We start from the raw sequence: 16,968 nt of genomic DNA on the forward strand, positions 1-16,968 counted from the left end.
CACGCGGCGCCCTCAGCTCGTGAGGCGGCCGATCTCGTCCTCGGAGAGGAGGCGGTCGGAGTAGAGCACGATGCGAGCCGCGGGGTCGGGGCTGTGCGCGTCGGGGCCCTCCCACCTCCGTTCGAGACCGAGTCGAGCGACCGTCCGGTGCGATCGCTCGTTCCGTTCCGCGACGACCGCGGTCACGGGGAGCTCCGGCCTGAGCCGCCGCGCCCGCGCGATCCCTGCGGAGGCGACCTCCTGGGCGTACCCCCTGCCCCAGTGGTCCGGATGGACGGTGAACGCGACGTTCCAGGCCGTGTCGGCGAGGAGGGTGCATCCGCCGATCCCGATCGCGCCGTCCCCGCCGCCCTCGGGACTCCGCAGCCGGACGACCCAGCTGCTGAGGTCGTCCCGTGCCCACTGCGCCGTCCGGCGGGCGAGCACCGCCCGGGTCTGCTCGACGGAGCCGTGCCGGAGGAGGGGGTCGCCCGCCGCGATCCGCTCGTCGGAGTACAGCCGCCACAGCTCGTCCAGATCGCTCTCGGCGGGACGGAACAGCCGGAGCCGCTCGGTCGTCTCGTCGGGGCGATCACCGGCGCCGATGCTGCCGCCGCTCACTCGAGGGGGGACTCGCGACCACCGGCGCGGTCGCTGAGGGGTGAGGCGAGCGCGGTGACCGCGCCGGGACGTCCACCCGCTCAGCCCGTGATCAGGCCGGTGAGGCGGTCGGCGGCGGCTCCGACGGTCGAGACCGCGCTGACCGTGAAGAGGCACGCGACGCCCCAGAACCAGGTGCGACCGGGTGCCCCGGCGTTGCGCCGCTCGAAGGCGAGCCACCAGGCGCCGACCACCGAGACGCACGCCGCGACCACCGAGCCGAGCGCCATGCGGACGTACTCCTCCGGTCCGGGGGAGGACCAGGCCGTGGTCGCGAGGACGATGAGCAGCGGGACCACGATCATGCCCAGCGCGCCGAGCAGCACCGCGTGGAGGTGACTGCGGGGAGGGGCCCCGGCCGTCGTCGTCGCGGTCCGCGTCCGTGTCGTGTCCATGCCGCGTCCCCCGTCACCGCGGACCGGTCCGCGCTGCCCCGACGCTATCCGCTCGCCGTCCCGCCGTCACCCCGCACCTCCGAGCGGGCCGCGTGCCCGGGTGGCGTCAGCACCACGCCGCCCGCGCCGCCCCGGCCGAACGCCGAGAACGTAGGATGTCCGGGATGACGATCGGACGCCGCCTCTTCCTCTCGGGAGCCGCCACGGGAGTCGGGCTCCTGGCCCTCGCGGGCTGCACGCCGTCGCGTCCGACGCCGACCCGCTCCGTCACGAAGGCCCCCGTGCCCACGCCGAGCACCACCGCCGTCCCCGCGCCGGCTGCCTTCGTGCGCTCCGCCTGGGCCGAGGATCCGTACGCGCTCGGCTCCGTCTCCTACCTGCCCGTCGGCGCGACGCCGCAGCACCGCACCGACCTGGGCACCGCGGTCCTCGACCGCGTCTTCCTCGCGGGCGAGGCCACCGACACGGAGGCGCCCGGCACGCTCCAGGGCGCCTGGAACTCCGGGGTCCGCGCGGCCGCCGAGATCAGCGCCGTCGCCGACGAGGGCGAGCGGATCGCGATCGTCGGGGCCGGTCTCGCCGGAGCGGTCGCCGCGCGGCGCCTGTCCGACGCGGGCTTCGACGTCACCGTGGTCGAGGCGCGCGAGCGCACCGGCGGCCGCATCGCCACCGCGACTCCGGACGGCTGGCCGATCGCCGTCGAGACCGGAGCCTGGGCCCTCACCGGCGCGGGAGCCGCCCTGCGCGAGAGCATCGCGGACGCGGGCGTGGTCACGACCGCGGTCGACCTCGCCGACGTCCGCTCGAGCGACGCCGACGGCGCGGCTCTCGACACCGGCACCACGGGCGCCGACGCCCTGACCCGTGCTCTCGAGTGGGGAGCGGAGCAGCCGGAGGATCTGGCGCTCGCCGAGTCGTTCGCCGGCTCCGGAGCGCCCGATCCCGCCGAGGCCGAGCCGGGCTCCGGCGACGGCGACGCCGCCCGCGTGGCGGCGCACCTCGCCGGGACGACCGCGCTGCGCACCGGCGCCGCTCCCGAGGAGCTCTCCTCCTGGTACGGACTGGGCGACGCCTCCGCCGCCACGACCGCGGAGGAGCTGAGCGACGACTCCGGCGACGCGCTGCTGACCGACGGGCTCGCGCCCCTGGTCGACACGCTGCTCGCCGACGTCGAGGTCTCGCTGCGCGCCGTGGTGAGCGGCATCGGCTACACGGACACCGGGGTCAGCATCCGCCTGGGCACCGGCGAGTCGTTCACAGCCGACCGGGTGCTGGTCACCGTGCCGATCGGGGTGCTCCAGACCGACGCGATCGCCTTCGACCCGCCGCTCCCGTTCGCGCAGCGCGCGGCCGTCGCGGCCCTCGGCTCCGGCGTCGTCGAGACGCTGTGGCTGCGCTTCGACGAGGCGTTCTGGGAGGCCGACGCCCCCGCGCGCTGGTCGCTCGTCGGCTCCGAGGCGGGCATCACCGAGTGGCTCAACCTCCAGCCGTCGACCGGCGAGGCGGTGCTCGTCGGGCTGGTCGGAGCGGATCAGGCCCTCTCGCTGCAGGATCTCAGCGACGACGAGCTGGTCACCCTCGCGCAGACGGCGCTCGAGCCGTTCGCCGTCGTCCCCGGCTGACGAGCTCGCGGAGCCGCGCCAGCGGCCCCCGCCACTCCGACGCGTGCGCCGCCCCGAGCGGCCGCACCCGGCTGAGCGCGAGGACGAACGCCGCGATGCCGGAGATCAGGCTCAGCACGATCACGTCGTAGAGCACGAACATCACGGGGCCGTCGACCTGGCCGGGGTCGAGGAAGAAGTACGGATACCAGCCGATGAGGGCCCCGCGGACCAGGGTGATGACGCCCCAGACGATCGGGAAGCCGAGCACGGTCAGCGCCCCGCGCCAGGCGACCGGGCGGCGGCCGGGTCCGAGGATCCAGTCGAGGATCGCGAGCGTCGGGATCACGAAGTGCAGGAGCGCGCTCGACCAGGGCACGTCGACCCGCACGCCGCGGTTGTCGGCCTCGACCGCGATCAGCCCGAAGACGATCCCCGACACGACCATGTAGGTGAGCACGAGCGCCCGCACCGTGCTGAGCCAGCGCGGCTCCCGCTCGCGCGCGAGGGCGACCAGGCCGGACAGGCCCAGCACCACGACCCCGGCCATGTTCGACTGCGTCGTGAAGTAGGCGAAGAAGTTGTCGATCTGGAACGCGCGGAAGCCCAGGGTGTAGAAGAAGTCGCCGACGAGTCCGACCGCGCCCAGCCCGGCGAGGGCCAGGCGGAGGATCGCGAACGCCTTCCGCACACCCGCTCCGATCCGTCGCCGCTGGGCCCGGAGGGCCGGACTTCCGGACGATTCTACGGTCGCCGCGCTCGGAGCTCCCCGAGCGCGCGGCTCCGCCGGACGGGGGAGGCGGGCCCCGCGGAGGCGATCTAGCGTGAGGGATGGCGCGCGCACAGCACGGGAAGGGTTCGGGTCGGATGTCGTCGGAGGAGGCGTCCCGGCGCTGGAACGCGGTCACGGGTCCGCTGTTCCTCGCGGCGGGAGCGGTCTTCGCGGTCCTCGGGAATCCGGTCTGGCCGGTGTTCCTCGTCCTGGGGATCACGTTCCTCGGGCTGACCGCCGGCCCCGGGAGGCCGACGAGCCGGAGCGGAGCGCAGGAGCCGGACCGCGATCGGTGAGGCGCGCTTCGCGACGCGGACACTCGCCGGTCGCGTTGCCGGGATAGCGTGCGTGTCATGCCCTTCACGCCGAGCCACGCCGTCGTCGCGCTCGCGTTCTCGAACGGCCGGATCCCCGCCGCGGCCGTGGCCATCGGCGCGATGGTCCCGGACATCGGCATGTACCTCCCGATCGCCGTCGCCCGCGAGTCCACCCACTCCCTCCTCGGCGTCGTCACCGTCGACCTGCTGCTCGGGATGCTCGGCCTCGCGCTGTGGAGCGCGGTCGTCGCTCCGGCCTGGCGCGACCTCGCGCCCGCGCTGGTCCGCTCGCGCCTGCGTCCCCGGCGCTCGCCGCCCCGCGGGGCCGCCGCGTGGATCCGCGTGCTTGTCTTCGCGGCCGCCGGCATCGCGATCGGAGCCGCCAGCCACGTGATGTGGGACGGCTTCACCCACCGGGGCGGCCTCTTCGTCTCGGCGATCCCGCTGCTGCAGCAGGAGCTCGGGCCCTTCCCCGGCTTCCGATGGGCGCAGTACGCGAGCGGCGTGCTCGGGCTGCTCGGGCTCGGGATCGGAGCGGTGGTCTGGTACGTCGGTCGCCGTCCCCGGAAGCTCCGCTCCGACGGCCGGCAGCCGGTGCGCATCGCGGCCGCGGCCGTGGTGCTCGCGGCCGCGGTGGTGCCCGCCGGGATCGTGCTGGCGGGGGCGGGCATCGATCCGCTCGACGCCGCCTACCGGGCGCACGTGGTGCGGGCGGCGATCCTGCTCGTGGGAGGCGGCGCGGCGGCCGCGGTCGCCGTCGCGGCGGTCTGGTGGCTGACCGGCCGAGGGGTGCGCGGGGCCGTCGTCTGAGACGACGGAGGACGAGCCTGTCGTCTCAAGGGAGCACGGGCATCCGTCGCGAGGAGGATGCGCCGGTGCATAGCCCACCGATAGCGTCGGACACGGCCCGTTGGGGCGGGCCGCCTTCGGGGGAAGGCACTAAGGGGAAATCGGGGGCTCGCGGCACACGCCGCGGGCCCTCTACCCGTTTCCGGGCCGCGCCGTCTCCGGGCCCGCGTCGCCTCAGCGCCGCTTCGAGCGCGGCCGGTTCTGCGCGGCCGGGCGCTGCGGGATGCGCGGAGCGCCCTCGCCGGCGGCTCCCTGGGGGAGCGAGGACGCGGGCGGGATCGGGCGGCGGGTCACCGGGCGCACCGGCTCGCCGCGGCGCGTCTGGCCGGGGATCGGCCGGGAGCGGCGTCCGTAGATCAGCTCGGACGAGTCCAGCAGCCACGGCACCAGCGCCACCGTCACTCCGTGCACCAGCAGGAGCTTCTGGCGGATCCGCCGCGACTTGTGGTTGTGGAGGAACGCCTCCCACCAGTGCCCGACGATGTACTGCGGCATGTAGACCGTCGTGATCTCGGAGCCGTGCTCGAGGCGGTGGGCCTTGATGTACTTGATCAGCGGGTACGAGATGTCGCGGTAGGGAGAGGCCACGCAGCGCAGCGGCACCTCGATGTCCATCTGCGCCCAGTCGGCCTTGAGCTGCGCGGTCTGCGCGTCGTCGATGGAGGAGTGCACCGCCTCCAGCGTCTCGTGCCGCGCCGCGATGGCGTAGTCGAGCGCCTTCAGCGTGGGCTTGTTCATCCGGCCCACCAGCACGATCGCGTGGTCGCCGTTGGCGCCGAAGGTCGTGGTCGGGTCGACCTCGATCTCCTTCTCGACGTCGCGGTAGTAGCGGTAGACGCCGGCCATCAGGACGCCGAGGATCGGCATCACCAGGTAGACGAGCCAGGCGCCGTGGGTGAACTTCGTGATCGTGACGACGACGAGCACCGCGAACGTCAGCGTCGCGCCGAACAGGTTGATGGCCAGGCTCGTGTAGACGGTGCGCGAGCCCTCGCCGTTGCGGATCATCCGCACCCAGTGCTTGACCATGCCCGACTGCCCGAGCGTGAACGAGACGAAGACGCCGATGATGTACAGCTGCACGAGGCTCGTGAGCGAGGCCTGGTAGACGAGCAGGATGATCGCGGCGACGAGCGCCAGGATGATCACTCCGTTGGAGTAGATGAGGCGGTCGCCGCGGGTGTTCAGCGACTTGGGCGCGTAGCCGTCGCGGGCCAGCACGGAGCCCAGCAGCGGGAAGCCGTTGAACGCGGTGTTCGCCGCGAGGAGAAGGACGGCGGCCGTCGCGGCCTGGATGATGAAGAACAGGATCGTGTTGTTGCCGAACGTGGCGGCGGCGACCTGCGCGATCACGGAGCGCTGCGGGGTCGTGGCGCAGTCGGCGAAGCCCACCAGGTGGCAGGCGTTCTCGGCGTAGTGCACGTTCGAGAGCAGGGCGAGGGCGGTCAGGCCGACGAAGAGCACGATCGCGATCGTGCCCATCGCGACGAGGGTGCGCTGGGCGTTCTTGACCTTCGGGGCGCGGAACGCGGGCACGCCGTTCGAGATCGCCTCGACGCCCGTGAGCGCCGCGCAGCCGCTGGCGAAGGAGCGCAGCAGCAGGAGGACGACGGCCGCCTGCGTGAGCTGCTCGCCCTGCACGGTGAAGCCCGCCGACTCCGCGACCGGGGTGTCGCCGAAGGCGGTGCGGACCAGGCCGACGACGACCATCACGAAGACGCTCGCGACGAAGAGGTACGTCGGGACGGCGAAGGCGCGGCTCGACTCCGAGACGCCGCGGAGGTTCACGGCCGCCAGCAGCACGACGAAGAGGATGGCCAGCTCGACCCGCAGCGGCGCCAGCTCGGGCACCGCGGAGATGATGTTGTCGACGCCGGAGGCGACCGACACGGCCACGGTGAGCACGTAGTCGACGAGGAGGGCGGCGGCGACCGTGAGGCCCGCCGTCTCGCCCAGGTTGGTGCGGGCGACCTCGTAGTCGCCGCCGCCGGACGGGTACGCCCGGATCAGCTGGCGGTAGCTCAGCACCACCACGACGAGGAGGACGACCACGCACGCGGCCACCCAGGGGGCGAAGGTGAGGAAGGAGAGTCCGCCGAGCAGCAGGATCATCAGCAGCTCCTGCGGAGCGTAGGCCACGGAGGAGAGCGGGTCGCTGGCGAAGATGGGGAGCGCGAGCCGCTTCTGCAGCAGCTGTCCCTCGAGCTTGTCGCTGGGGAGCGGCTCGCCGATGAAGAAGTGCTTGGCGGTGCGCAGCTCGGTCGCGTCGGCCGATGATCCGTCCGCGGCGGACGGGGGGCCCTCGTGTGTCACGAGCGATGACACTACTCCGTGCGAGGGGGCAGTCAAGACGGCCGGGAGCAGGCCGAGCGGAGGCTGATCTCGCGCTGTGACCGGGAGTTTCCCAATGCGGCGGGGAGCGACGGTCGGCGTGCTCGCGGCCGGCGCCCCGAGCGGGGGGTCAGCGGCCGTCGCGGGTCGCGGCTCCGATCAGGCCGGTGAGGCTGTCGCGGAGCGTGGTGAGCTCCTCGAGGGGGACGTCGAGCCGCTCGACGATCTGCGGAGGAACCTGCAGGGCCTGCTCGCGGAGGGCCGCTCCGGAGGGGGTCAGCGCGACGTCGAGGCGGCGCTCGTCGTCGCTGCTCCGGGCCCGCGTGACGTGGCCGCTCGCCTCCAGGCGCTTCACGAGCGGGCTGAGCGTGGCCGGCTCGAGGCGGAGGGCGGAGCCGAGGTCGGCGAGCGAGCGGGGGCTGCGCTCCCAGAGCGCGAGCATCACGAGGTACTGCGGATGCGTGAGTCCGAGCGGCTCGAGCACGGGGCGGTACAGCCCGATGACGGTGCGCGCCGCGACGGCGAGGGAGAAGCAGACCTGGTTCTGGAGGGCGAGCGGGTCGGTTTCCACGGCGTCATCCTCTCATCGTGCCCTGATGGTTAGTACACTAAGGATATGACGCGCAAGAAGACCGGCTCCCTCTACCAGCGCTTCAACGCGCGGCTGTTCCCCTGGATCGGCCCGCCGCCGCTCGGCCCGTACGACCAGCCCGAGCAGGAGGCGCCGGCGGGGCAGGCGTGCCCGCTCTGCGGCCGGCCGATGTCCGAGCACGTCATCGACCGTTCCGGTCCGCGCACCCAGCTGTACTGCCCGAGCGACCCCTCCTGAGTCGCACGCCCCCGTTCGGGGGTCGGGGGCTTCGGGCGGCGGGGGCGGATGATGAGCGCATGTCCCGTCTGAGCCCCACCGCCGCCCGCGTCGTCCAGTACAGCCGTTTCGGCGACGCGGACGTCCTCGAGATCGTCGAGGTCGAGCGGCCGAAGCCCGGGGCGGGCGAGGTGCTGGTCGAGGTGCTCTCCGCCGGGGTGAACCACATGGAGGCGTTCATCCGGCAGGGCCAGTTCGACTCCGACCACTCCGCGGCCTTCCCGATGCGCCAGGGCACCGACTTCTCGGGCGTCGTCGTCGCCCTCGGCGAGGGCGTCACCGACATCAAGCTCCGCAGCGACGTGGTCGGCCACGCGCTCGTCGGCTCGCACGCGACCCACGTCGTGGTGCCGCGCCGCAACCTCGTCGCCAAGCCCGCCTCCGTGAGCTGGGAGGTCGGCGGCGCGCTGTTCCTCGCCGGAGTGACAGCGTGGCGCGCGCTCGAGGCCACGCACGTCGGACCGGACGACACCGTCCTCGTCTCCGCCGCGGCCGGAGGAGTGGGCAGCCTCGAGATCCAGCTGGCGAAGCTCCGCGGCGCGACGGTGATCGGCACCTGCGGCGAGCGCAACTTCGACTACCTCCGCCAGATCGGCGTGAAGCCGGTGGTCTACGGCGACGGGATCGCCGACCGCATCCGGGCCGCGGCGCCCGGCGGGGTCACGGTGTTCCTCGACAACTTCGGCGGGGAGAACGACGCCCTCGCCGACGAGCTCGGCATCGCGGCCGGCCGATTCCACTCCAGCGACGACCGCAAGGAGATCGAGCTGCGCGCCGTCTGGCCCGACGCCGAGACCGCCCAGCGCGACACCGAGATCCTCGGCGAGCTGGTCGGCCTCGTCGGCGAGCAGAAGCTGCGGGTGCTCGTCTCGGGCTTCTACCCCTTCGACCAGGTGCAGGACGCCTTCGACGACCTCGAGAAGCGGCACTCGCGCGGCAAGATCGTGCTCGGCATGAACCCGGTGGACCCGGCGAAGGTCACCAAGGCGCGCGACATCCACGAGGCCGGCCGCTAGCCGCACCCTCCCGGCGGCTGTCCGGGCTGCTCTCCGGGCGGCCACAATGGGGCCGTGGCGCGCGGACGCCCGGGAGGAGTGACGCGATGGAGGAGCCCGTCGTCGCGATCGTCTGGATCGTCTCGTTCGTGGTGGTGACCGTCCTGGTCACCGGGCTGTCGGGGCGGGTGAACTGGTCCGCTCCCGTGGCGCTCGTCGCCGTCGGGGCCCTCGCCTCCTTCGTGCCCGGGATCCCGGAGGTGGTGGTCGAGCCGGACGTGGTGCTGTTCGGGATCCTGCCGCCGCTGCTCTACGCGGCGGCGATCCGCACCTCCGTCCTCGACGTCCGCGCTCGCGGCGACAGCATCCTCCTGCTGTCGGTCGGGCTCGTCGTCTTCACGGTCGCGGTGGTCGGCGCGGTGGCCTGGATGGTCGTCCCGGCGATCACGGTCGCCGCGGCCCTCGCGTTCGGCGCGATCGTGGCGCCCACGGACGCGGTGGCGGTCACGGCGATCGCGGGGCGGCTCCGCCTGCCGCGGCGCATGCTCACGGTGCTCGAGGGCGAGAGCCTCCTCAACGACGCGACCGCGCTGGTGGCGCTGAACGCCTCCCTCCTGGCGATCGTCAGCACGGTGACTCCCGGGCGCATCGCGCTCGACTTCGTGCTGGCCGTGGCGGTGGGCGGCGGGGTCGGGATCGGCATCGCCGTGCTGCTCGGGTTCGTGCGCAAGCAGGTGCAGTCGTCCGTCCTGGACACGAGCCTCTCGCTGGTGACGCCCTACGTCGCGTTCATCCCGGCGCAGCTGCTGCACGGCTCCGGGGTGCTGGCGGTCGTGGTCGCGGGGCTCTACCTGGGCTACCGGGCGCCGGTCATCCAGTCGGCGCAGGCGCGGATCGCGGAGTCGCTCAACTGGCGGACGATCCAGTTCCTGCTCGAGAACGCGGTGTTCCTCTTCATCGGGCTCAGCCTGTCGTCGGTGGTGGGGGCGACGGCCGACTCGGGCATCGGGGTCTGGCAGACGGTCGGCATCGGCGCGGCCGTGCTCGCGGCGCTGGTCGGGAGCCGCGTGGCCTGGATGTGCATGACGACGCTGCTGTTCCGGCACGGTCCGCGCCGGCTGCAGCAGCGCGGGTGGACCTGGCCGACCGCGATCGGGGTGTCGTTCGCGGGCATCCGCGGCGTGGTCACCCTCGCCGCCGCGTTCCTCCTGCCCGCGGAGACGCCGCAGCGCGCGTTCCTGCAGTTCCTCGCCTTCATCGTGGTGGCGGGGACGCTCGTCGAGGGGCTCGCGCTCCCGCGGCTCGTCCGCGCCCTGAAGCTCCCGGCCCCGAACGAGATGCAGGAGCACGTCGAGAAGCAGATGCTGCTCGCCGAGGCGCAGGCCGCCGGCCTCGCCCGGCTCGACGCGGAGCCGCAGGACGGAGTGGAGGACCGCGTTCTCGACCGGCTGCGGCGGAACGCGACGTTCCTCGCCGACGCCCTGGAGAACCCGCCGGAGGGCGAGGGCGTGGAGCCGCTCCCGCAGGCCTACAACCGGCTCCGGCGCGTGATGATCGCGGCCGAGCGGGAGGCGGTGCTCCGCGCGCGCTCCGAGGGGCGGTACCAGGAGCCGGCGGTGGTGAGCGCTCTGGCGTTCCTCGACGTGGAGGAGGAGGCGCTGGCGGTCGGGCGGCAGTAGCGCCGGGAGGGCGGGGACCCCGGGCGGGATCCCCGCCCTCTCGGCGCTGAGGAGTCCGGGCTCAGTCCAGGGTGGAGCGGACCGAGGCGCGGGCCTCGTCGAGCGCGGCGCGCAGGGCGTCGACGCTCGCGGTCGTCACGGATCCCGAGGAGGCGGCGGTGCGCAGCTCCGCGCGCAGCTCGTCGCGGAACTCGGTGAGCAGCACCTCGGCGTCGCGCAGGGCGATCCGCGAGGCGGTGCGCGCGTCGGGCGAGGCCGGCGCGGCCTGCTCCGGCGCGGGCTGCTCGGAGGGGGTGCCGGACGTGTCCTGCGGGCGCGGCTCCTCGGCGGAGTGCTCCGGTCGGCGTCCGGGCTCCCGCGAGTCGCGGGCGGCGCTGGCCAGGTCGGCGCGGAGGCTCTTCATCGCCTCCGCGACGCCGAGGCGGACCTCGTCGGCGAGCCGGCGGACGGAGTCGGTGAGCTCCTCCTCGATGTCGCCCAGGTCGGTCGCGCGGTTCGCGAGCTCGGCGCGGCCGGCGTCGGTGATGGAGTAGACCGTCTTGCGGCCGTCGGCCTCCTTCGTGACGAGTCCCTCCTCCTCGAGCTTCGCGAGGCGCGGGTAGACCGTGCCGGCGCTGGGCGCGTAGGTGCCGCCGAAGCGCTCGCTGAGCGCCTGGATCAGCTCGTAGCCGTGACGCGGCGACTCGGCGAGGAGGTTGAGCAGGTAGAGGCGCAGGCGGCCGTGCGCGAAGACGGGGCTCACAGCGAGCTCCCGTCCATCGGGCGGCGGTCGTCGGCGGGGCCGGGGCCGGGGGAGCCCCAGCCCTCGCCCACCGAGGCGGAGGACGCGGCGACGGACCGGCGGACGACGACCACGTCTCCCGAGACGGAATTGGCGGCGACGTCGACCCACTTCGAGTCGAGCGAGCCCGTGGTCGAGGTGAAGCCCCGGCCGAAGGTGCCCTTGACGACGGAGCTGTCGAGCTGGAGCGTGCCCGAGACGGTGTTGATGCGGTAGCGGGCGCCGAGGCCCTCGTCGACGCGGATCGTGAGGTCGCCGCTGACGGTGTTGGCCTGGATCCGGTCGGGGGTGCCCTCGGCGTCGACGAACACGCTGCCCGAGACGCCGTCGACGGTGAAGCGGGTGAGCTCGCCGGTCGCGGTGACGTCGCCGGAGACGGTGCGCGCGGTGACGCGGCCGGTGTGGCTGCGGACCGAGAGCTCGCCGTGGACGGTGTTCACCTCGATGTCGCCGTGCAGGCCGTCGACGACGATGTCGCCGCCGACCGTCGAGACGCGGGCGTCGCTGTGGAGGCCCGAGACCAGGCCGTCGGCCGAGACGGTGTCGAACTTCAGGTCGACGCCGCGGGGGACGAGGAGGCTGATGTCGGCGCGGTCGCCGCGGCGGCCGAGGCCCTTCACGACGTCGACGATGGTGTCCCAGCGGAGCTGGACGTGGTCGATCTCGAGGCGGTCGCCGTCCATCGAGACCTTGAGCGGGCGGCCGTCGACGCTGTGGACCTCCACGCGAGCGGTCGGCTCGTCGTGGGCGATGACGTCGATCTGGCCGCCGACGAGGGCGACCTTGACCGAGCGGACGACGTCGAGGTCGATGACCTTCGTCTCGCCGGCCTGTACGAGCCATTTCTCGAGGGACATGAGCTCCTCCTCCTGCACCGGGGTGCCTTTCTGAAACGCGATACATCGCGAGTGGACGAGAGTCACGATATATCTCGATCGCCGCGGCCGGCAACGGGGCTCGGCCGGTTCCCAGCGTCGAGGGGCCGGGACCGGGGCGGGGCCGAGGCGGGATGAGGCCGGGGGCCGGAGCCGAGGCCGCCGTCGAGGGGGTGAGGCCGCGGCGGGTGCCGTGGTAGACCGGGCGCATGGACCCGATAGCGGCACTCGAGGAGATCGCGGCACTGCTCGAGCGGGAGCGGGCCTCCCGTTACCGGGCGAAGGCGTTCCGCCGGGCGGCCGCGGTGCTGGAGGGGATGGCGTCCGCCGAGCGGGACGACCTCGCCCTCGTGCGGCGGGCCTCCGGGATCGGCGACACGACCTTCACGGTGATCGAGCAGGCGCGGTCGGGCCGGGTGCCCGACTACCTCGCGGAGCTGCGCGGCTCGGCTCCTCCGCCCGCGAGCGCGCTGCGGGGACGGCTGCGCGGCGATCTCCACAGCCACAGCGAGTGGTCCGACGGGGCGACGCCCGTCCTCGCGATGGTGGACGCGGCCCGCGCGCTCGGCCACGAGTACCTGGCGCTCACCGACCACTCGCCCCGGCTCCGGGTCGCCCACGGTCTCAGCGCGGAGCGGCTGGAGGAGCAGCTGGCCCATCTCGCGGGCCTCGACACCGGGCCCCTGCGGCTGCTCAGCGGGATCGAGGTGGACGTCCTCGAGGACGGCGCGCTCGACCAGACGGACGAGCTGCTGGACCGCCTCGACGTGGTCGTCGCGAGCGCCCACTCGAAGCTTCGGCTGCCCTCCCGCGAGATGACGGCCCGGCTGGTCGCGGCGGCCTCGGATCCGCGGACCGACGTCCTCGGCCACGTCACGGGGCGGCTGGTGTCGGGCGAGCGCGGCACCCGCCCGCCGTCGACCTTCGACGCCCGGGCCGTGTTCCGCGCGTGCGCCGACCACTCCACCGCGGTCGAGATCAACGCCCGCCCCGAGCGCGAGGACCCGCCGGACGAGCTGATCGCGCTCGCGCTCGAGGAGGGCTGCCTGTTCTCGATCGACAGCGACGCGCATGCTCCGGGCCAGCTGGGCCTGCTCGACTACGGGGCCGAGCGGGCGGAGCGGCTCGGCGTCCCGGAGGAGCGGATCGTGACCACCTGGCCGGTCGAGCGGCTCCTGGAGTGGACCCGCGGTTGAGGATCCTCGCGCGTTGCGCAAACGAACTGCGGCCATCACCCCCTTGACAGGAGGCCGTACCGCGGGAGGAGATCCGACGCAAGTGGCGAAATCCCAGCCGCCCACGCGGCATGCTCGGTACCGGCCCGCTCCTCCTGGGCCGCTCCAGCGGTCGGGAGTCGCGCTCCGTCGCACTCTCCGCTCCGACAGACCAGGTGAACCATGGCCACGCAGACCGCTCTCGACGCCGTGCGCGCCGCTCCCACTCTGCTCGAGGCCGTCCGGATGGCGGATGAGCTGACGGTCGCCGCGGTGAGCGACGGCGGCGGCCGCGCGGTGCGCCTGCTCACCCGCGCAGCCCTGGACCCCTCCGACCAGCTCACTGCGATCGCGGCCGTGCACTCGCTCGCGCAGGTCTTCGACGAGGAGGCCGACCTCGCGCTGCTGATGCTGCTCGAGGACGAGCGCCCGTACCTCCGCGAGCACGCCGCCTGGGCCTTCGGCGGGCGCCTGCCCCGCCCCGCCGCGCTCGGACCGCTGCTGCGCCTGGTCCGCGACGGCGGCTTCTCCGGCATGCTCGCGCAGCGCACCGTCCTGCTCTGGGCCTCCTCGACCCCCGACCTCGTCGCCGTCGCGCTCGAGGGCGCGCTGCTCGGCGAGCGCGAAGCGGCGGCCCGGGCACGGCTCGTCGAGACCCTGGGCCTCGTGCCCGGCACGATCGCCGAGCGCACCCTCCTGCACGTGGCCGCCGATCGCGCGGAGGGGCTCGAGGCGCGGGCCGCCGCGACGGACGCGCTCGGCGAGCGCGGCTCCGACGACGCCGAGCTCCTGCTCACCGGCCTGGCCGAGGAGGCGGCGCCGATCGGGCCCCTCGCCCGGCTCGCCCTGGGCGACCTCGCCCCCGCACCGGCCGTGGAGGCAGGGCCGACGGTCGCGCAGCTCTTCGTCCACGCCGACATCGACGGCACCCTGACGCGGGTGGGCGCCGGCGACAACGGCGGCATCGCGACCCTGCTGGTGCGCCTGGGCGACTCGCTCGTCGAGCAGGAGGGCATCGACCGGGTGCTCACGCTCTCGCGCGGGACTCCGGCCGAGGCCGAGCGCGCGCTCGGCGAGCTGCCCGACTCCGGCCACGGCTTCGCTCCGGTCCCGTTCGTGGGGCCGCCCGTCGCCATGCCCCAGGCATGGAGCCGCCGCATCGCCGCCGAGCGCGGCATCCGCCGGATCCTGCGCGCGGCCGGCCGGGTCGACGTGCTGCACCTGCGGATGGCGGACGTCGGATCCCTCGCGGCGGCCGCGGTCGCCCGGGAGCTCGAGATCCCCGTCGTGTTCACCCTCGCTCCGGACCCGCACGCCCTGATCGCGGGCCTGGACGCCTCCGGCGCCCTTACCCGCGCGGACTTCGGCGAGCGCGACGCCGCCGAGCACTTCTGGTTCCGCGTGCGCCTGGTGCAGCGCCTGGCCGCCGACGCCGCGCACACCGTCCTGTTCCCGCGGGAGGAGCTGGCGGCGACCATCCGCGAGCTGATCGGCGTCGACATCACCGCGCACCCGGAGCGGCACACGATCGTCCCGGAGGGGATCGACGTCGGCCTGGTCGAGCGCGGCGAGGCGGCCGCACGGGCCTCCGCCGCCGGTGAGCCGGTCGCGCTGGACGAGGGCGGGGACCTGGCCTCGCTCGACCTCCTGCTGGAGGAGCTGCCCGAGCACCGCCGCGGCCTCCCGCTGCTGCTCAGCGTGGGCCGCCTGCACCGGGTGAAGGGGATGGCGGCGCTCGCCGAGGCCTGGGCGTCCGACCCCTCGCTCCGGGAGCGCGCCAACCTGCTCCTGGTCGGCGGGGACCTCGCCGACCCGAGTCCCGACGAGCGCGAGCAGCTCGACCGCATCCAGGCCGTCGCGTCCGACGGGCTGCTCCTGGCCGGCCACCGCCCGAACGGCACCGTGGCCCGCTGGCTCGGCGCGATCCGGCACGGCCGACCGGGGCTCTCGGCTCCGGGAGGCGCCTACGTCTGCGCGAGCGTCAAGGAGGAGTTCGGCATCGCCCTCCTCGAGGCGCTCTCCGCAGGACTGGTCGTCGTCGCTCCGGCGACAGGCGGGCCCGCGACCTACGTCGAGGAGGGGGAGACCGGCTTCCTGGTCGACACCGCCGACCCCGCGGCACTCGCCGCCGGCGCCGCCGCCGCACTGGATCTCGCAGGAGGGCCTCTCGGCGAGCACGCCGCGGCCCGCGGGCGTGCGATGGTCGCCGAGCGCTACACGGTGCAGGCCATGGCTCATGCCCTCTCGGGCGTCTACGCGCACGCGACCGCGGACCAGGAGCGTCCCCTCCGCTCGCCGCTCGTGCTGGGGGCCTCGTGACCCTGCTGATCATCAGCCCCGACTACGCGTCGCACCTGCTGCCGCTGGCGACCCTCGGCACGGCGTGGCAGGAGGCGGGCGAGCGCGTCGTCGTGGCCACCGGCGACGCGACGCGCTCCATCGTGGACGGCTTCGGATTCGAGCACATCGCGCTCCGGCTGGGGCGCGGCTCCAACCCGGGCACGATCCGCGCGGAGGAGCAGGCGCCCGACGAGGGCGCGTCCCTCCGCGGCTTCTTCGACGCCACCCGGCGCGGGATGGTCCCGACCCTCGCCTACCAGGCGCGGGAACGGCTCACCGACCTGCTCTGGGATCCGTCCGGCGTCGCCGCGCGCCTGCGCGTGATCCTCGACGAAGTGCAGCCCGACGCGATCGTCGTGGACCACCTCGCCTTCACCGCGCGCGTGGCGCTGAAGGCACTCCGCGTGCCCTACGGCGATGTCGTGCTCGGCCACCCCAGCGCGCTCACGGTGCCCGGCGAGGTCTACGGCTTCCCCCCGGTCTGGCCGGACGCCTTCGCTCCGGAGCCGGACGACCTCGATGCGCTCCGCGCCCTCTGCGAGCAGGTGCGCGACTCCTTCACGGCGGAGTGGAACGCCGCCCTCACCACCCTCGACCCCGGGGCGGCGCCCAGCGCCGACGCCTTCGCCGAGAGCGGCGACGTCCTGCTGCTCAACTATCCGGGCGAGCTCCACGACTCGGCCCGCACCGCTCAGCTGCCGCCGCACGCGTTCCTCGGCTCCGCCGTCCGCGAGGAGCCCGACGACGCGGAGGTCGAGGAGTGGCTCGCCGCGTCCGAGGATCCGGTCGTCTACGTGAGCTTCGGCAGCTTCCTCTCGGTGCGCGACGACGTGCTCGCCCGGGTCGTCGAGGCCCTGGCCGGCGTCGAGGCCGGGGGCAGGCCCGTCCGGGTGGCTCTCGCCTCCGGCGCGACCGAGCGCTCGGCTCTGGGCGAGATCCCCGAGGGCTGGCTGGTCCGCGGCTTCCTGCCGCAGGTCGCGCTCGTGCGCCGGGCCGTGCTCGCGGTCAGCCACGGCGGCAACAACAGCGTCACGGAGGCGATGACCGCGGGCGTGCCGCTCGTCGTCCTGCCGTTCTCGACGGACCAGTTCGCGGGGGCGGCCGCGCTCGAGGACGCCGGGTTCGCCGCCGTGCTCGACCCCAACGCCGCATCCGCGGGAGAGCTCGCGGAGGCTGCGCGGCGGATGCTCGCACTCGACGCTCCCGCCCGGGAACGGCTGACGGCGCTCGCCGAGGCCCTCGCCCGCGAGACGGGACCGCAGCGGGCCCTCTCCGCCCTGAGCGGAGCGACCGTCCAGCGCTAGCCTGGGCC

At 74.2% G+C, this 16,968-nt stretch carries 16 protein-coding genes; 9 read left to right on the plus strand and 7 right to left on the minus strand.

From position 1 onward, the window contains the following. Positions 1-12 precede the first annotated feature (12 nt). Both C5C49_RS11795 and C5C49_RS17065 read right to left on the minus strand, forming a co-directional pair. Positions 13-600, minus strand: a complete 588-nt coding sequence (locus C5C49_RS11795) for a GNAT family N-acetyltransferase (protein ID WP_181135767.1) — start codon at positions 598-600, stop codon at positions 13-15. Positions 601-680: 80 nt separating this feature from the next. Beyond that, entirely contained in the window at positions 681-1,034 is a 354-nt protein-coding gene (locus C5C49_RS17065) for a hypothetical protein (RefSeq protein WP_181135768.1), read from the minus strand. Between the two features lie 164 nt (positions 1,035-1,198). Here C5C49_RS17065 and C5C49_RS11800 point away from each other — a divergent pair, with 164 nt between their 5' ends. Further along, positions 1,199-2,656 carry an NAD(P)/FAD-dependent oxidoreductase gene (locus tag C5C49_RS11800; RefSeq protein ID WP_181135769.1) on the plus strand — a complete coding sequence of 486 codons (1,458 nt, stop codon included), beginning with the start codon at positions 1,199-1,201 and terminating at the stop codon, positions 2,654-2,656. Here C5C49_RS11800 and C5C49_RS11805 read toward each other — a convergent pair. Continuing rightward, a complete protein-coding gene (locus C5C49_RS11805) occupies positions 2,607-3,326 on the minus strand; it encodes a Pr6Pr family membrane protein (RefSeq protein WP_104226823.1) in 720 nt (239 codons plus the stop codon). The two genes, C5C49_RS11800 and C5C49_RS11805, sit on opposite strands and share 50 nt — an antisense overlap. Positions 3,327-3,502: 176 nt before the next feature. On the opposite strand from C5C49_RS11805, the gene C5C49_RS11810 reads away from it, so the two are divergent. Both C5C49_RS11810 and C5C49_RS11815 read left to right on the plus strand, forming a co-directional pair. Then, positions 3,503-3,703, plus strand: coding sequence for a hypothetical protein (locus C5C49_RS11810; protein ID WP_104226824.1), 201 nt, complete (start codon positions 3,503-3,505; stop codon positions 3,701-3,703). Positions 3,704-3,760: 57 nt separating this feature from the next. Next, positions 3,761-4,534, plus strand: coding sequence for a DUF4184 family protein (locus tag C5C49_RS11815; RefSeq protein ID WP_104223752.1), 774 nt, complete (start codon positions 3,761-3,763; stop codon positions 4,532-4,534). A gap of 213 nt (positions 4,535-4,747) precedes the next feature. On the opposite strand, the gene C5C49_RS11820 is transcribed toward C5C49_RS11815, so the two are convergent. Together C5C49_RS11820 and C5C49_RS11825 are read right to left on the minus strand one after the other, a co-directional pair. Continuing rightward, entirely contained in the window at positions 4,748-6,886 is a 2,139-nt protein-coding gene (locus tag C5C49_RS11820; RefSeq protein WP_374952928.1) for an APC family permease, read from the minus strand. A gap of 148 nt (positions 6,887-7,034) precedes the next feature. After that, a complete protein-coding gene (locus tag C5C49_RS11825) occupies positions 7,035-7,475 on the minus strand; it encodes a MarR family winged helix-turn-helix transcriptional regulator (protein WP_104346236.1) in 441 nt (146 codons plus the stop codon). A 45-nt stretch (positions 7,476-7,520) separates the two neighbouring features. Between C5C49_RS11825 and C5C49_RS11830 the strand changes: the two genes are divergently transcribed. The 3 genes from C5C49_RS11830 (at position 7,521) to C5C49_RS11840 (ending at position 10,446) form a co-directional block, all read left to right on the plus strand. Beyond that, complete coding sequence (locus tag C5C49_RS11830) at positions 7,521-7,733, plus strand: hypothetical protein (protein WP_104223750.1); 213 nt, start codon at positions 7,521-7,523, stop codon at positions 7,731-7,733. A gap of 59 nt (positions 7,734-7,792) precedes the next feature. Then, complete coding sequence (locus tag C5C49_RS11835; RefSeq protein ID WP_104223749.1) at positions 7,793-8,788, plus strand: NADP-dependent oxidoreductase; 996 nt, start codon at positions 7,793-7,795, stop codon at positions 8,786-8,788. Between the two features lie 86 nt (positions 8,789-8,874). Beyond that, entirely contained in the window at positions 8,875-10,446 is a 1,572-nt protein-coding gene (locus C5C49_RS11840; protein ID WP_104292535.1) for a sodium:proton antiporter, read from the plus strand. 61 nt (positions 10,447-10,507) lie between these two features. Here the strand turns inward: C5C49_RS11840 and C5C49_RS11845 are convergent, their stop codons facing one another. Together C5C49_RS11845 and C5C49_RS11850 are read right to left on the minus strand one after the other, a co-directional pair. Beyond that, entirely contained in the window at positions 10,508-11,188 is a 681-nt protein-coding gene (locus tag C5C49_RS11845) for a PadR family transcriptional regulator (protein WP_104239545.1), read from the minus strand. After that, entirely contained in the window at positions 11,185-12,084 is a 900-nt protein-coding gene (locus C5C49_RS11850) for a hypothetical protein (protein ID WP_258068458.1), read from the minus strand. Before C5C49_RS11850 ends, C5C49_RS11845 begins: the two co-directional genes overlap by 4 nt. A gap of 227 nt (positions 12,085-12,311) precedes the next feature. Here C5C49_RS11850 and C5C49_RS11855 point away from each other — a divergent pair, with 227 nt between their 5' ends. The 3 genes from C5C49_RS11855 to C5C49_RS11865 all read left to right on the plus strand — a co-directional run bounded on the left by C5C49_RS11855 (position 12,312) and on the right by C5C49_RS11865 (position 16,960). Beyond that, on the plus strand, positions 12,312-13,298 hold the full coding sequence (locus C5C49_RS11855; protein ID WP_104282642.1) for a PHP domain-containing protein: 987 nt from the start codon (positions 12,312-12,314) through the stop codon (positions 13,296-13,298). A 201-nt stretch (positions 13,299-13,499) separates the two neighbouring features. After that, positions 13,500-15,635 carry a glycosyltransferase gene (locus tag C5C49_RS11860; RefSeq protein ID WP_104346237.1) on the plus strand — a complete coding sequence of 712 codons (2,136 nt, stop codon included), beginning with the start codon at positions 13,500-13,502 and terminating at the stop codon, positions 15,633-15,635. Continuing rightward, positions 15,632-16,960, plus strand: a complete 1,329-nt coding sequence (locus tag C5C49_RS11865; protein ID WP_104346238.1) for a glycosyltransferase — start codon at positions 15,632-15,634, stop codon at positions 16,958-16,960. The genes C5C49_RS11860 and C5C49_RS11865 overlap by 4 nt, the downstream gene beginning before the upstream one ends. Positions 16,961-16,968: the final 8 nt, after the last annotated feature.

The organism is Rathayibacter sp. AY1E2, assembly GCF_002932325.1.
Taxonomy (GTDB): Bacteria; Actinomycetota; Actinomycetes; order Actinomycetales; family Microbacteriaceae; genus Rathayibacter.

Coding starts and splice junctions, on each gene's coding strand:
- C5C49_RS17065 (WP_181135768.1), bottom strand. CDS start 1,034: ATGGACACGACACGGACGCGGACCGCGACGACGACGGCCGGGGCCCCT.
- C5C49_RS11800 (WP_181135769.1), top strand. CDS start 1,199: ATGACGATCGGACGCCGCCTCTTCCTCTCGGGAGCCGCCACGGGAGTC.
- C5C49_RS11810 (WP_104226824.1), top strand. CDS start 3,503: ATGTCGTCGGAGGAGGCGTCCCGGCGCTGGAACGCGGTCACGGGTCCG.
- C5C49_RS11815 (WP_104223752.1), top strand. CDS start 3,761: ATGCCCTTCACGCCGAGCCACGCCGTCGTCGCGCTCGCGTTCTCGAAC.
- C5C49_RS11830 (WP_104223750.1), top strand. CDS start 7,521: ATGACGCGCAAGAAGACCGGCTCCCTCTACCAGCGCTTCAACGCGCGG.
- C5C49_RS11835 (WP_104223749.1), top strand. CDS start 7,793: ATGTCCCGTCTGAGCCCCACCGCCGCCCGCGTCGTCCAGTACAGCCGT.
- C5C49_RS11840 (WP_104292535.1), top strand. CDS start 8,875: ATGGAGGAGCCCGTCGTCGCGATCGTCTGGATCGTCTCGTTCGTGGTG.
- C5C49_RS11850 (WP_258068458.1), bottom strand. CDS start 12,084: ATGTCCCTCGAGAAATGGCTCGTACAGGCCGGCGAGACGAAGGTCATC.
- C5C49_RS11855 (WP_104282642.1), top strand. CDS start 12,312: ATGGACCCGATAGCGGCACTCGAGGAGATCGCGGCACTGCTCGAGCGG.
- C5C49_RS11860 (WP_104346237.1), top strand. CDS start 13,500: ATGGCCACGCAGACCGCTCTCGACGCCGTGCGCGCCGCTCCCACTCTG.